The following is a 14,914-nucleotide window of genomic DNA, read 5'->3' on the forward strand; positions in this document are numbered from 1 at the left end:
TCATGTTTGAGCTTAAAAGCAGTCGTTTTTAGCTATTATGAGCCAGGTTTGGCTTGTGAATTTCTGTTTAATATGCACTTGTTGTGTAATTAAGAAGCTAAAAAAATAATACATAAATGTGCATATGAATTCATTCTCGTTAATAATTCACCTATTCTGGGTCTGCTCCGATAGGCGGTGCCTCTTCCTGTAGTTTTACAATAATCTCTTTCATTTTAGGCAGGCCAAAATAATTGTGTTCTTCTATTATTTTAATCACCTCAGGATGCGAAACAGAAAGATTATATAACGAAGAGCCAGGAATGTTCCATACCAAAGATGATTCAGGAGATTTGTATTTTTCTCTAGCTGGGTTTTCGATATTAGCAATGTTGGCAACTATTTCAGCTTTTTCTACAGGCGTGAACTTTTTTGAGGGGTCTTCATCGAAAATTTTGTCAATATCTTCTGAATACAGGTCAAAAATATAACTTCCCAAAGCATAGATAAAACGATTATCTGTAGCACTGGTATTTTCTTCTACGTATTTCAGCAAGCCTTCCCTAATCTTTAATTTATTTTCACAATCTTTAACAAAAAACAGTTGCCCAATAAATTCAGGGGAAGCTGAGTGTTCTTTAAAAATTGATGTTAATGCCATCTTATTTATTTTTGCGTCTTTATCATAACCAAAATTGGCAACAAGCATTTTAAGAAATAATTTATCATTATTCAACAACCATGCTAAACTCGCCCTATCTTCATTAAATAGATACTTGTTACGATGAACAAAAGTTTCAAGATTCTTTTGTCTTTTAGAATCAATAGAGTCCACATCTTTCCATGGATAAATTTTAATTTTTTCACCATCAAAATCAGTTTTTGATAATGGTATTGTATTTTCAAAAGCAAAAATTTCAGGTGATTGATCTTTATAATTAACAATTTCAGGTAAAGCATATAGTTCTGTTAAAAAGTTCTCCTTTTTGACGATGTAGTATAAATAAGGGTTTAATTCAATTGAAAAATCATTTCTACTAAACCTTACTTCTTTATTACAATCGTTATCTGTGTTTAAAATGAGAAAAGAATTTTTTGAAGCAGGGTCGATAATTCTTCCGAAAACGTAATTTACTTTCTCAATAAATTTTCTCTCATCTAAAAATTTAAAACCGTTAGATTTTAGTTTTTCTCTTAAAATCGGTAATGTAGCAAACAAATCTTGTTCAGAATATTTATAATTAGGATAGTCCGTTTCGAACTTTTCTGCTGAAGCTCCAGCTTCAATTTGTTTTTTTAAAATTTCCATTGTCAATGTACTAGTATCTTGTTTACTGGAAGATTTATTATTGCTTTTACAAGAATAAAGTAGAATCATTATTGCATATATTACTATCTTTTTCATTTTCCTGTTCTAGTTGTTGATTCTGTTCCGATATCGGTTACACTATGCATTATTTTTAAATTATACTCTTCTTTTTCCGGCTTATAATCAGGTGGGATAACAAACCAGTCTATTACTGCCTTTGAATATTTTGAAACACTAACTTTTCTTGCCCCTGATACACCACCCTGATTTCCTCCTACACAATAGTAGTATTTTTCATCTTCACTAATACCGATAACAAAAGTTATATGTCCATCACCACCTACGGCTTGGTTTTGTCCATTTGGCTCAGCTAATTCATTACCATTCCAATCAATAACAGCTGCTGCTCCATAAATAGGTTTAGATTTTTTCCAAAATTGCCACATTGCAGCCCTACATGATAATGGAGGAGGCATGTAAGAAGCTTTGCTAAAGCACCAGCTCACAAATGCTCCACACCAATTTGTTCCTTCATTTAATCCTTTTCCATTTGTTGAAGAATTAAAATATTCGGTTATTCTTTTATTGTTAATCTCTCCTTTTACTGCTTGCTGGCCGATTTCATTTAATGCAAATATCATCCATGGAGCTTTTCTTCCATCTAACTTAATGTTTTCTATTTTCTCCCAAGTACATTCATTAACTTTGAATATTTTTGAGGTATAATTATCAAATGCATTTTGTTTTTGCGTATAACTGTCACCAACTTCATTGCTTACTCCCACAGAAACATTTTTATTTTTCAACTTGCCATTACTCTTTGCAATCAACCCATTCCACTTATAAAACGCCATTGAAGTTAGTACCGCAATTTTAATGTCCTTAGCTACAATATCAGAATTTTTAAGGATATCTACCTGCTCATATTTTAAAGTATAAGTGTTTGCTTTACTATAATTTTCTCTTCCTGTTAGTTGTATCAAGCCTTTTCCCCTAAAATTCCACCCGTCACCTTCCTGTGTATTACCAATTCTATTGTTTACATCTCTATTTTTATCAGCATAAGCCAGATTCGCAATCATTTGCGGATTTGCTTCATGATCTTTGGTTCTTCCGTATTTATAAGCGTCTTCTTTATGTTTGGTGAAATACGAAAAAGGCGGATTGTCCCTTTTCCCAGTTTTTTTATTTAAGTTACCGTTGATTAGCGTATCTGCACTGTAATTCATATTTTCTCCGCTTTTTACATGCAGTTTGGTTCCGGATTCTACCCTAATCTGGGCAAAAAAGTGCGCTTTAACCCAGCAGGTATTCATGCCGAGATCGGCCATGTATTTGTTGTAGGTGGTAGCAACTGTTGTGAGGGTGGCATCATCAGCATCTTTAAATATTTTTTTTAGTTCTGTTGTAGTAATGTCTTTATTACATCTGGGGCAATCGCCATGACTGTTACCTTCTTGTTTCCCTACGCCCACTAATACTTTCCCTCCATTTGCTGGTACATCATTCTTAAAGGCTACTAAAGTATTGCTTGTTCCTAAAAACTCCATTTCTTCTATCACGGCATAAAAACGATGCAGTTTTTCACTATAACTTTTCTCCCAGCTTTTGGCCAATATAAAATCAAACTCAACAAGACCGTTATCATTTAAAGGATATTCTTTATGGTGTACAAGCGTATCTTTCCTTAAATTGTCTAGCCCAAGGCGGCTTTCTTTTCTGTAAATTTTAACGGATATATTTTTTGCGTTTAGATTACGCGTGCGGATTCGGCATTTCATCTTGCTGCCGTATAGTGCTTGTATAACCGGTTTGTTGTTGATTAAAAACTCGATACTTACAATTTCTTCTTTGGTAACCAGCTTTAGTTTTTGTAGCGGTTGAGGAATATTCCCATTTAAGATTTCATATTTTTTATCAGTCGAGTATACTTTGAAGTAAAATGCTGTCCCTTCTTTTAGCAGTTTTCTATACTTATCTGCATTGGGGATGAAATTGTATTTCTCTAAATCTAATATTTGATTTTGAGGGACTCTGAACCCTGTAATTACATGGATAGCCCTCGTTTTGCCAGTGTGATCTAAATAACCATATTCTAAATTTACAATTAAACCTTCTGCCGCTTTAAATTTAATGTAGGCGTGGTTTAGTTCGCCCCAGCCTGTTTTTGTTTTTTTACCACCTTCAGGATATTCCCATTGTGCAAATATAATTTCAGGTTGGGCAACTGTTATTTTAACCGCTACTTTTGCGCTTGGTTGTACCATATATGCCTGTACGGTATACTCACCGGGTTCGTAAAATAGATGGGTTATGGTTTCACCTATTTTCGATTTAAAAGCTTCAACTGGTTTACCATCAGTATCTTTGCATATCCATTTTACGGCAGCAATTTCCTGCGGTAGCACGGGCAATATTTTAAAATGGTCTTTTACGCTAAAAGTTATCTCTTCTTTTATTCTTGTACTTTTTGTCGAAGTGGTGATTGAAGTAATACCGTTTTTTAAAGCCTGTATCTGTTTTGATTGTTTTGGAATACCATTAAAACATGCAGATACCACATAGCTACATTCTTCGCTACAGATTACCTGAGTAATGTTCCCTGTCGGGGTTAATAGCGTAGGGATACCAATCCCTCCTGTTTTGGTTACCTCCCAAGTAATAGTATTGATGTCGCCTGGTAGAGCCACGGACTGAAAAAGGCTTTGGAGCCTAAAGGTTACAGGTATATTTATTCTTACTTTTGTGCTTCCATCAACCGTGGTCACGGTTTCAATCTCGTTTTCTTTAATGGTGTAAGGCTTGGTTACGCTTTTATCACTGTTGGTTTTGCCATAAGCTTCAATTAAATAGGTGCCAGCTTTTTTAAAGGTAATGGTGAGGGTTTCGCCTGCATCGTTTCGCAATTGCATGGGGATACCATTTGTATCATAAACTATCCAGTTTACTCCTTGCTTATCTGCATCGGTTGGTTTGCCAACAAAACTGGCTTTAAAAGTAATAGGCGTATCTAGCGGTTGTTGATCGCCGTAAGATAAAGGTGTTATCGATTTTACTGTTGCACCATCTTCATCTTCATTTTTTGCTGCCTGTTCGATATGAATCAGTTCTTCCGTAAGCAGCGGACCATCAGCGGGCCAACTGCCAGCTTTGGCATTTTCTAATTCCTGTGCAGTAATATTGGCTTGCTGGCCATGTTGAACTATTTTAATATTTCCACCTTTTGCAGTACAAATGGCTGTGCTTTTGTTGGTTAATACATAAGTGCGGTCTGGCAGCTCTATTTTTTCATAATAATCTTTCCATTGCAGTTTGGCAATACAAGGTACAGGTTTACTGGGGTCGGGTACTTTGCATTGCCCAAAGTTTAGGTTAAGCACTTTGTTTTCTAAGGTGGTTGCAACAAATTTACTTTCACCACTGTCGTTAATAAGATATTTGTTATGGCTAAGTACGTTCATCTTTTTTGGAGCGGGATCTACCGCTTGATCGCAAGTGCATTTAGCCCCATGACATATCAATAGTTCGGTAATTTTTTCATTTTGTTTAGGCTCATCTATTCCTTGCCTGTCTGATGCTTTGGATACAGTTAGGTTATCTGTAATCTTACCATCTGTTAGGTTTTCTTCGTTATTTGTTGGTTCAACATCAGTACGCCAATCCATTTTGGTTAATTCTAATTGGTTGTTAAAATAATCTTTAGTTTTTTTATATAGCTATTATTTGCTATTAATAAATAATTGCTTTCTAAGGCATTGCACCAGCCAGTAATTGGATCTATCTGATAAAAGCCTTCGACACTAATTTCTGTTATATCATTATCTGTCTTCGCTTTTAACCAGCTATAAAATTCTGGTTGATCAACATTCTTGGTCCAGTTACCAGAAAATTTAATCAGTTTCTGGTTCTCTGATATTTGAAGTGTCCAATTTTCGTTGAACTGGATAGGGAACGGACATAAACCGTACACTTCTCTTTTTCGGCTAAAATTGTTTTCTACAAAACGGGCGTCATAAACTCCTCTGAAATATTCATTAAGAAATAAGTCTTGCTTGATATGTTCGGTTAGTGCTTCACCAGGCAATATTTTTTTATCAACTGCTATTAAGGTCGAATCAATCCAATCTCCAGTATAAGCATTAGCTACATTTTCTCTGATAGCCAGCCATTTTTGCCATAGCTCATTTTGTTTTTCTACGTTTACTGGCATTCCGTTAAAACCTATTTTTAAGGTTAATTGGTGTAATGCTGCAGAAATCTGCTGCACGAATAAATCAACATCGTTACCAGGTAAAGCATCGATCAAACTTTGTTTGCGTATAATTTCGATATGCTGATGGCCAGACCAAAAAGATGTTTTACCTGGTAAAATATCTATATCAAAAAGTTTAGAGGTATACTCATCTTTAAATGCTGTTTTTTCAGAGATTTCTACCTTGAAATGCGTATTTAAAGGCTTTTCCAAAGATTTATAATCAATTTTATTCATGGATATACATTTGTTCTTAGTTAATAACAGCAAGATCGGTTTACCCTGCTTGTTTTGAGGGCACGTATCGATCATATTTTATCTTATATTTACTTTGCAGAATTACTTCTTTTGTCGCATTAAAATTTATACCTCCTTGGGTAGAAAACCACTTAACACTTCCTATGTTTTCGGTGATGATTTTGCTGAGATATTTAATCGTTCCCATCTTAAAATAATTTAACCTTGCTACCGCTCTTATTCACGATCTCTTTGGCACTATGAAATTCAATATTCTCTTGGGTACTATTCAGATTAATCTGTTCGGCGGTTTTTTCGATATGTGTAGCGGTTTTATTAATACTATCATTAGCTACCATGGTAATGTTTTCGGCCATTAAAGAAAGATTTTCACCTGCATTGCCGCTTATATTTCCGCCTGCGTTGCTGTAGATATGTTCTCCAGCAGATATCGATACATTTAGTTCGGCATTGATATCTATATTTTTAGCCCGGATACTAATATTTTCGGGAGCAGAAATCTCAATACTCGCTGCACTAGTATCAAAGCGTATAATGTTCCGGTTTTTATCTGTAATGGTAATTGTTTCGGTGCCGACAGCATCATTAAATTCTATTAAATGACCACTTCTGGTTGCAATTGCTTTTAAATGATTATACTCGTAACCACCGGCGCCGTTAACACCATGAAACACACTGCCCAACACAATTGGTCTGGCGATATTTCCTTCTTCAAAAGTTACGGCAACCTGATCTCCAACTTCAGGTATAAAAACAAACCCCCTGTTTGTATTTACTTGCTCACTACTTCCTGCATCTGGGGCAATTACCCTCAGCCATTCGGTGATATCATTCGTTAGGCATTCCCATTTAAACTTTACTTTGATCCGGCCTTGCCCTTCGGGGTCATTATTATCCATTACATCTGCCAACAATATATCTGGGTTTGGCTTTTTATAGTTCTTTACCATGATGCGTTCGGTGGAGGCTGTCAAGCCTGTAAATGTATTTTGGTATCTGCCTGCAGCATCTATACGGTGATGAATGTTGGTAACCAGAAATTTACCTAGGCTTTCGGTTATAAAAGCATATTCCTGCCTAACACTCATGGCAATTTCAGCAATATTGCCAATACTTAGTTCGGCATTATCTCCTGTTGCACTGATTTTTAGAAGTTCTGATATGGTCGCTTTTTCTTCATTCTCTACATGGCTTTTAATGTCGTCACTATTATCTACACGGATGAGCGAGGGTTGGTTAAATGTTTTACTATAAGTGCGGTTCGAAGCTTGTATAGCATGAGCAAGATCGGGTATGCCATTTGTTATGCCTATGCTTTCACATTGTAGCATTTCATCCTGTTTAGAGTTATACATAAAGCGTTTATGCTTGATCGGTGAAATTTCCATGCCATATTGAAGACTTTGTACGTCTCGGCCATAAAAAAGCGTTACTTCTTTCTGCTCATCTGGTTTGCCAAAGTTGAGCTGTTTACCATCGTAGAAAAACCATTCATGATATTCGCCCGATAAGCGGTTCAGAAATTCAAAATCACTTTCTTTATATTGAATAAGATAATCGACAGGTTTTTTCCTGCTGGCATTGCATATAATTTTAAGGTCATTTACTGAGGTATCTTTTGTGGCTAGGGCTACAATTTCATTTAGATCTTTATCTAAGTAAGAACCCAAATCTGGGCCACGGTCTATTAAAATAGTAGGACTATAGCCACTTACAACTAAAACGCCATGGTAGCCATGGTTCTGTGCGAGTTCTACCTTGGTAACCAAACCAGCAAATTCTTGTAGTCTATTAACCTGATATCCGAATGAGGCTGTAAGTGTTTTGCCTACAAAATCGCGGCTATCGTCAAGATTGATTAAACTGGGCAAGCCAAACTGATTCTGCTTAAACCGAAGCTCGAAATAATGATGCCCGTTAAATTGTTGCTCCAGATCGAATGAATCAAAGTGTGTTATGGCTTTGTCTTCTATATTGATTTCGGTGATGAGTTTTTTTTCCATATAAAGGCTATTAGAAAAACAATAACTTAAACACGAATGCTCATCTTCTTTTTATTGCTGATGGCTACCCGCTCACAAACTTATTAGACAAAAGTTTAACCAAATTTTAATATTGCGTTAATGTTTAATAGGCAAGCGCTTGCTAAGCCATGGGTTTTATAAGATGAAACCCATCCTAAGCACCTCTAGAGCTTGTTTTTAAGTGTTTTGCTGAAGAGAAGCAAGTATAATTTTATAGAGTAAACGAAAGGAGTTTTGCTGACGTTGTTTCCCCATTTCGCGCTACCCTTGTGGAAATACTTCCTCATATTTTTATTAATTCTACAGTATGGCCTTTGTTAAAATGTAAAGCCTTTTAAATAGTGATAAAATAGGGTAGGCGAAAAGCTTTAGTTACCATTTGCCAGGCAATAGGCGTATGCAGCAAAGGCATTACAGCACAGCTTAAATAAGCGCAGTAAATAGATCATTTGCTTTGGGCTTGAATAATTGGTAACGCAAAAATTAGTCAATCGTTTGCGCTGATATTTATGTTGTAATGCTCATTTGCTTGTTCTACTTTTAAAAAATACAAATCAACAAAACCGAAAAAAACCAAAACAAATGCGTATCCATTTGCTTACAAAAACACTTGTTTTAGGGCTGTTAATAGGCTTATCTATTAATGGCTGGGCCCAAAAAGAAAACACCTTTGCAATAGGTGCCGAATCTTTTGAGCTTAATGGCAAGCCGTATGTAATACGCTGTGGCGAAATGCATTTTGCCCGTATACCAAAAGCAGAGTGGAAACAACGTTTGCAAATGGCCAAAGCCATGGGTTTAAATACAGTTTGTGCTTATTTATTCTGGAATATACACGAAAAACAGCCCGATCAGTTTACCTGGACAGGGCAGAGCGATGCTGCCGAATTTTGTAAACTGGCAAAAGAGGTGGGTTTGTACGTGATATTAAGGCCAGGGCCATATTCTTGTGCCGAATGGGAGTTTGGCGGTTTCCCCTGGTGGCTGCTAAAAGATAAGAGCATCCGTTTGCGCACACAACATCACTATTTTTTAGAAAGGGCCAAAAAGTACCTTTTAGCCGTAGGCAAGCAGCTTGCCCCATTGCAGATTAGCAACGGTGGCAACATTATTATGGTGCAGGTAGAAAACGAGTACGGCAGTTATGGCAACGATAAAGATTATATGAACATCATTAAAGCCAATTTACACGAAGCTGGCTTTACTGTTCCTTTATTTCATTGCGATGGGCCTTCGCAGTTAAAAAACGACCACCCTGAAGGTTTGTTCGCGGTGGTAAACTTTGGCAGCGGACCAGAAGCTAATTTTAAAGCCTTAAGGGCCATACAGCCTACAGGGCCGTTAATGTGCGGCGAATATTACCCGGGCTGGTTCGATAGCTGGGGCAGGCCGCACCACAAAGGCGATACCCAGCGCATTGTGGCCGAGTTAAAATACATGCTCGATAATAAAGCATCGTTTAGTATTTATATGGCGCACGGCGGAACAAGTTTTGGTACTTACAGTGGCGCCAATGCACCGCCTTACCTGCCACAAACCAGCAGTTACGATTACGATGCACCTATTGATGAAGCCGGAAATGCAACCGAAAAGTTTTACGCCATCCGCAAGTTATTTGCCAATTACCTTCAGGAGGGGGAGGTATTGCCCGATGTACCTGCGACAAACAAGATCCAGAAATTACAACCAGTAACATTCAGTTCAATCGCCATATTATCCAAAAACCTGCCTAAGCCTGTTTTAGCCGATACAGCCATGTTGATGGAAGATTTAGACCAGGATTTTGGTTGTGTGGTGTATGAAGCTAATTTAAATGCGGGCCAAAAATCGAACCTGGTGTTTAAAGACATTCACGATTATGCATTGGTATATATAGATGGTAAAAAGATTGGCGAACTGGATAGGAGAAAAAATAAATTCAGCATCGAAATTCCTGCCCGCCTGCGCAAAAGTGTATTAAGGGTTTTGGTAGAAGCCACGGGCAGGGTAAATTACGGTTACCAGATGCACGATCGGAAAGGGATCCATGGCGAGGTATACTTAACGGAAAATGGAAAACAGACTGTTTTAAAGGGCTGGAAAAATTATCCCATCAGGCTTGGTGAGGTAAATATTCCGCTCCGTTACGAAAAAATTGGCAATCAGCCTGCTGCAGCTGCTTTTTATAAGGGAAGTTTTAATGCCGATAAATTAGAAGATACTTACCTCGATATGGGTAAATGGAATAAAGGTTTAGTTTGGTTAAATGGAATGTGTTTGGGCAGGTACTGGAATATCGGCCCAACGCAAACCATGCTTGTACCGGGCAGCTGGCTCAAAAAAGGGAAAAATGAAGTGGTGGTGTTCGACCTCTTCGGAACCGAAAAACCGGCATTGAGCTTTTTAGATAAACCCATTTTGGATGTAGTGAACGAAAAACAGCCCGAGCTGCACAAAAAAGATAACCAGAAATGGGTTTCTGATGCACAGCAACCTTATGCCGAAGGCAGCTTTGCGAACGATAACAAATGGCAGCAGGTTAGTTTTAAACCTGTAACCGCCCGTTATTTTTGTTTGGAAGCATTATCTGAACAGAAAGGACAGCCTTATACCTCGGTTGCAGAGATTGTACTGCTTGATGATAAGGGGAACGAAATTCCGCGCAGCGACTGGAAAATAGTATATGCCGATAGTGAAGAACTGGGTGGCGATGATGGAAATGCCGCAAATGTTTTCGATTTGCAGTTTACCAGCATATGGCACACACAATGGGAATCTAAATCGCCAAAGCCACCACATCAGATCGTAATAGACCTGGGTAAAAACTACACCATAAAGGAATTAAAGCTATTACCCAGACAGGATAATGCCAATGGAAGAATTAAAGATTACAGATTATATTTTAACCAAAAACTTTTTAAAAACCTTTAGCCCATTAATGCGCTGTAAGTAAATGGGTTTTGGTGTTTAAAAGTGCGAAAGAATAGCAAGTAAAACGTTTGTTCAGTATTAACCGGATCAATTAAAAAACTAAACAATAAATATTAAATAACACAAATGGAACGTAGAGATTTTATCAAAAATGGTGCATTTACGGCTGCTGGTTTAACCATCCTGCCAACCGGAAGTTTATTCGCATCATCAGACAGTGGAAAAGTAAGATTAGGCTATATCGGTGTGGGTGCACGTGGTATGAGCCATATTTCTGAAGGCGCATTAAGAGACGATGTAGAAATTGTTGCAATTTGCGATACCCAGGAAAGTTCACTTAAAATCTGCCGTAATTTTATTGCCAAAAAAGGTAGACCTGCAGCAACAGAATATACCGGTGGCTTAGATGCTTATAAAAAACTTTTAGACCGTAAAGATATTGATGCCGTAATTATTGCAACGCCATGGCAGTTTCACCGCGACCAGGCAGTTGATGCCATGAAAGCTGGTAAGTATGTAGGTTGCGAGGTAATTGCAGGTTTAAGTGTTCAAGATCACTGGGATATTGTAAACACTTCTGAAAAAACAGGAATGCCTTACATGACCTTAGAAAACGTTTGTTACCGTAGAGATGTAATGGCGGCATTAAACATGGTTAGACAAGGTTTGTTCGGCGAATTGGTGCACCTTGAAGGTGGTTACCAACATAACTTAAGAAACGTACTTTTTAATAACGGTAAAGATTATTATGGTGGTGGGGTAGAGTTTGGGCCAAAAGCACTAAGCGAGGCACAATGGCGTACGCAGTTCAACATCGATCAGGATGGCGATTTATATCCAACCCACGGTGTTGGCCCTTTAATGCAATATGCTAATATTAACAGGGGAAATAGCTTTACCAGCCTGGTATCGTTCAGTTCTAAAGCAAGAGGTTTGGCCGCTTACGTAGAAGAAATGTCGCCGGGCCACCCTAATGCCAAAATCAATTATAAAAACGGTGATGTAACCACTACATTGATCAACTGTGCAAACGGCGAAACGGTAATGTTAAGTCACGATACCCACTTGCCTAGACCATATTCTATCGGTTTCAGGGTGCAGGGAACAAAAGGTCTATGGATGGATGTAAACAAATCAGTGCACATTGAGCATAAATCGAAAGATCATGCCTGGGATAAAGCTGATGAATGGTTTGCTAAATACGATCACCCACTTTGGAAAAAATATGAAGCAGAAGCTGTAGGTGCTGGTCACGGTGGTATGGATTGGTTTGTATTTAATGGATTTATCCAGGCGGTAAAACAGAAAAAACAAACACCTATTGATGTTTATGATTCAGTTACAATGAGTGTAATTACGCCACTTTCTACCAAATCGTTAAAAGAAGGAAATATGCCACAAAAATTCCCTGATTTTACAAAAGGAAAATGGAAAGATCGAAAAAATACTTTCGCTTTAGACGATAGCGGCTTTTAGTCTCGATTGCGGGTATTGCTTATGGCGTACCCGCATATTTAATACGCAACTTTATTCAGGTTGATCAAATGGTTTCCTGAAGCATTTTTATTCAAATATATATTAACATCTTATGTTTCAAGCAGTTTTAGGTGCTTATGGACTTAACGCAGAAAAATTTAAAATTGAACCTTTCGGCTCGGGCCTAATCAACCATACCTGGAAAGTTTATAGTGAGAAATTAGCCTATATCTTGCAAGAGGTAAATACGGAGGTTTTTCGCCAGCCTCAAAATATTGCTCAAAATATTGAGACGATAAAAAAATATCTTGATCAAACAGCCCCTAAATATTTATTTGTTGCCCCAATTGCGGCTGCAAATGGAGATGATTTTGTGGTTATTGACGATCATTTTTACAGGATTTTTCCATTTGTGGAAAATTCTTGCTCTATTGATTTTGTGCATGAGCCTGAGCAGGCTTATCATGCTGCTAAACAGTTTGGTAAATTTACCAGGATGCTTTGCGCCTTCAACGTACAAAAATTAAAGCCCACTATCGAAGATTTTCATAACCTGCCCTTACGTGTAGAGCAGTTTAAAAAAGCTTTAGAACAAGCTAGCGATGAAAGGATTAATGAGGCAAAGTTTGCTATAGAAGAGATTATCAGACATTACGAAATAGAAGAACAGTATGTACACATGGTAGATAGCGGTGCGCTTAATTTACGTGTGGTACACCACGATACCAAAATCAGCAATGTATTATTACAGGCCGAAACTGGAGTAGGCTTATGCGTAATCGATTTAGATACCGTAATGCCCGGATACTTTATCAGCGATGTGGGTGATATGATGCGTACTTATCTCTCAGAAGCCAATGAAGAAGAAAAGGATTTTAGCAAAATAGCCATTAGAGAAGACGTATTTGCCGCAATACATAAAGGCTACATGGAAGAAATGGACCAGGTTTTGGCCTTTACCGAAAAACAGTTCTTTATTTATTCGGGTAAATTTATGATTTACATGCAGGCGGTAAGGTTTATAGCCGATTTCTTAAACGGCGACATTTACTATAAAACGAATTATGCTGAGCACAACCTGGTGAGGGGCTTAAATCAGATCGATCTGTTGAATAAGTACATTGCCAAAGAATCGAAATTTGAAGAGATTATTAAGAAGATTAATGAAAATAGAGTAAGTGACGCTAAAACAATATTAAACTAATAAGGTAAAGGTAAGGTGTTCAGTTTTTATGCTTCATCGTTTGGGCTGGACATTCCTCTTACCTTTATTAAGTAGATTTCAAAAAAAGCATCATTTTTCCTGCAAAAGCCCATGGTCTGGACACATCTTTTAGGAACAGTTTTAGGCGTTTTGCTAGCTTCCTTTAATAAACCATAGGTTTTACCCAAGAACGCAGTCAATCCCAAGTGGCAGGAGAATCAAAAAAACAGTTGCAGAAAAGAACAAATAGTACTACCAAACCTTAAACGCAGTGGTTTTGTGTTCATTAGTGCTGATTCAAAGCTTTTAGGGGTATTGAACACAAACCCCGAAGATTCTGTGTTTATACGCAAATAATTTTTAACTTTATTTATTAAAGGCAGCTCTAAGCTAGCTTCATTAGGGCAGTTCATTTTTTAATGGCTGCTCTAACCATTTATTACCTCTTCTATCGCGATCTTATTATAGTCAATATCAAAGCGTTTATTGGTTTTGTATATGGTATATATAAGTCCGAGTATTTTTTTTTGTACGGCCACCACTGCCTTCATTTTGATCCCGTGTTTGGACACAAGGCGTACAAATATCGCTTTATGGTTTGCATTGTGCCTTATGGCTGTTATTGCCGGCATATGCATCGCTTTCCTTAAATGCCTGTTACCTCTTTTGGATATCTTTGGTTTTCCTTTTACAGAGGTTCCAGATTCCTTTAGCCTTACATCAAGCCCGCTATAACTTATCAGTTGCTTTTTGTTTTTTATCAGTTCAAATCCATTTGTTTCTGCAAGGGCAATTATGGCCGTTAATTTACCTACCCCAGGTATTGATGTGATAAGGTCTATCTTCTTAACCAGTTCTGCATCCTCTTTTACGGTTTTGGAAAGCTCGGTTTTGATCTCCAGTTCCTGTTTATTGATGAGCTGGATACGCTTGGATATTCTTTTTATACTGCCCTGGTTTGGGAATTTCTCCGACATCTCGGCATGTAGCTGATTTTTCAGTACTGTTCTATCGGCGATTAGCTGGTCTCTTTCACGGGTAAGTTGCTTAAGGTTTCTGAATATTTTTTTTGGTTGTAACCAGTCTTCCAGTTTCCGTTCCAGTCCAAACTGACATATCGCCTGCGAGGCGGTCCTGTCTGTAATTGTCCTTACATCCAATGTTCTAAAATAATTGCTGATCTTGTTTGGAAGTACAATACTGATCTGTTTTTCCTGATCTGAAAGATAATAAGCCAAATGTTCATGATAAACCCCGGTTGCCTCCATTACATATCGTACCTTAACATCTTTCACCGTCTTTTTCTCAACCCATGAGGTAAGGCTGCCAAAACCGGCTACAGTATTTGCAAATATTTTATAGGCATATATATCAACGCCTGTGTCGTGGTTCATCCTGCCGAGCGAGACCACTAATTCATTTTGTGCTACATCAATGCCTACAACCTGTTTTACAATTTCTGCCATAAATTTTAATTAAATTAGCAAAAGTGAGTTGTCTCC

At 37.6% G+C, this 14,914-nt stretch carries 9 protein-coding genes; 3 read left to right on the forward strand and 6 right to left on the reverse strand.

Going from position 1 to position 14,914, the window contains the following annotated elements:
- Positions 1-151: 151 nt before the first annotated feature.
- From ACN9MR_RS06975 to ACN9MR_RS06995, 5 genes are read right to left on the reverse strand one after another with little or no spacing between them, the layout of a single operon-like run.
- A complete protein-coding gene (locus tag ACN9MR_RS06975) occupies positions 152-1,384 on the reverse strand; it encodes a hypothetical protein (RefSeq protein WP_426328894.1) in 1,233 nt (410 codons plus the stop codon).
- Complete coding sequence (locus tag ACN9MR_RS06980; RefSeq protein WP_426328895.1) at positions 1,381-4,953, reverse strand: PAAR-like protein; 3,573 nt, start codon at positions 4,951-4,953, stop codon at positions 1,381-1,383. Before ACN9MR_RS06980 ends, ACN9MR_RS06975 begins: the two co-directional genes overlap by 4 nt.
- An 11-nt stretch (positions 4,954-4,964) precedes the next feature.
- Positions 4,965-5,777 carry a hypothetical protein gene (locus tag ACN9MR_RS06985; protein WP_426328896.1) on the reverse strand — a complete coding sequence of 271 codons (813 nt, stop codon included), beginning with the start codon at positions 5,775-5,777 and terminating at the stop codon, positions 4,965-4,967.
- Positions 5,778-5,817: 40 nt separating this feature from the next.
- Positions 5,818-5,985 (reverse strand): hypothetical protein, encoded by a 168-nt coding sequence (locus tag ACN9MR_RS06990; protein ID WP_426328897.1) that lies wholly within the window; start codon positions 5,983-5,985, stop codon positions 5,818-5,820.
- A gap of 1 nt (position 5,986) precedes the next feature.
- Complete coding sequence (locus ACN9MR_RS06995; RefSeq protein WP_426328898.1) at positions 5,987-7,801, reverse strand: type VI secretion system Vgr family protein; 1,815 nt, start codon at positions 7,799-7,801, stop codon at positions 5,987-5,989.
- 603 nt (positions 7,802-8,404) lie between these two features.
- Between ACN9MR_RS06995 and ACN9MR_RS07000 the strand changes: the two genes are divergently transcribed.
- From ACN9MR_RS07000 to ACN9MR_RS07010, 3 genes are all read left to right on the forward strand, one after another.
- On the forward strand, positions 8,405-10,732 hold the full coding sequence (locus tag ACN9MR_RS07000) for a beta-galactosidase (protein ID WP_426328899.1): 2,328 nt from the start codon (positions 8,405-8,407) through the stop codon (positions 10,730-10,732).
- 126 nt (positions 10,733-10,858) lie between these two features.
- Positions 10,859-12,208, forward strand: a complete 1,350-nt coding sequence (locus ACN9MR_RS07005; RefSeq protein WP_426328900.1) for a Gfo/Idh/MocA family protein — start codon at positions 10,859-10,861, stop codon at positions 12,206-12,208.
- Between the two features lie 112 nt (positions 12,209-12,320).
- On the forward strand, positions 12,321-13,412 hold the full coding sequence (locus ACN9MR_RS07010; protein WP_426328901.1) for a phosphotransferase enzyme family protein: 1,092 nt from the start codon (positions 12,321-12,323) through the stop codon (positions 13,410-13,412).
- Positions 13,413-13,840: 428 nt separating this feature from the next.
- On the opposite strand, the gene ACN9MR_RS07015 is transcribed toward ACN9MR_RS07010, so the two are convergent.
- Positions 13,841-14,878 (reverse strand): IS110 family transposase, encoded by a 1,038-nt coding sequence (locus ACN9MR_RS07015; protein ID WP_426325144.1) that lies wholly within the window; start codon positions 14,876-14,878, stop codon positions 13,841-13,843.
- Positions 14,879-14,914: the final 36 nt, after the last annotated feature.

The sequence above is a fragment of the Pedobacter sp. R-06 genome (genome assembly GCF_049913135.1).
Taxonomy (GTDB): domain Bacteria; phylum Bacteroidota; class Bacteroidia; order Sphingobacteriales; family Sphingobacteriaceae; genus Pedobacter.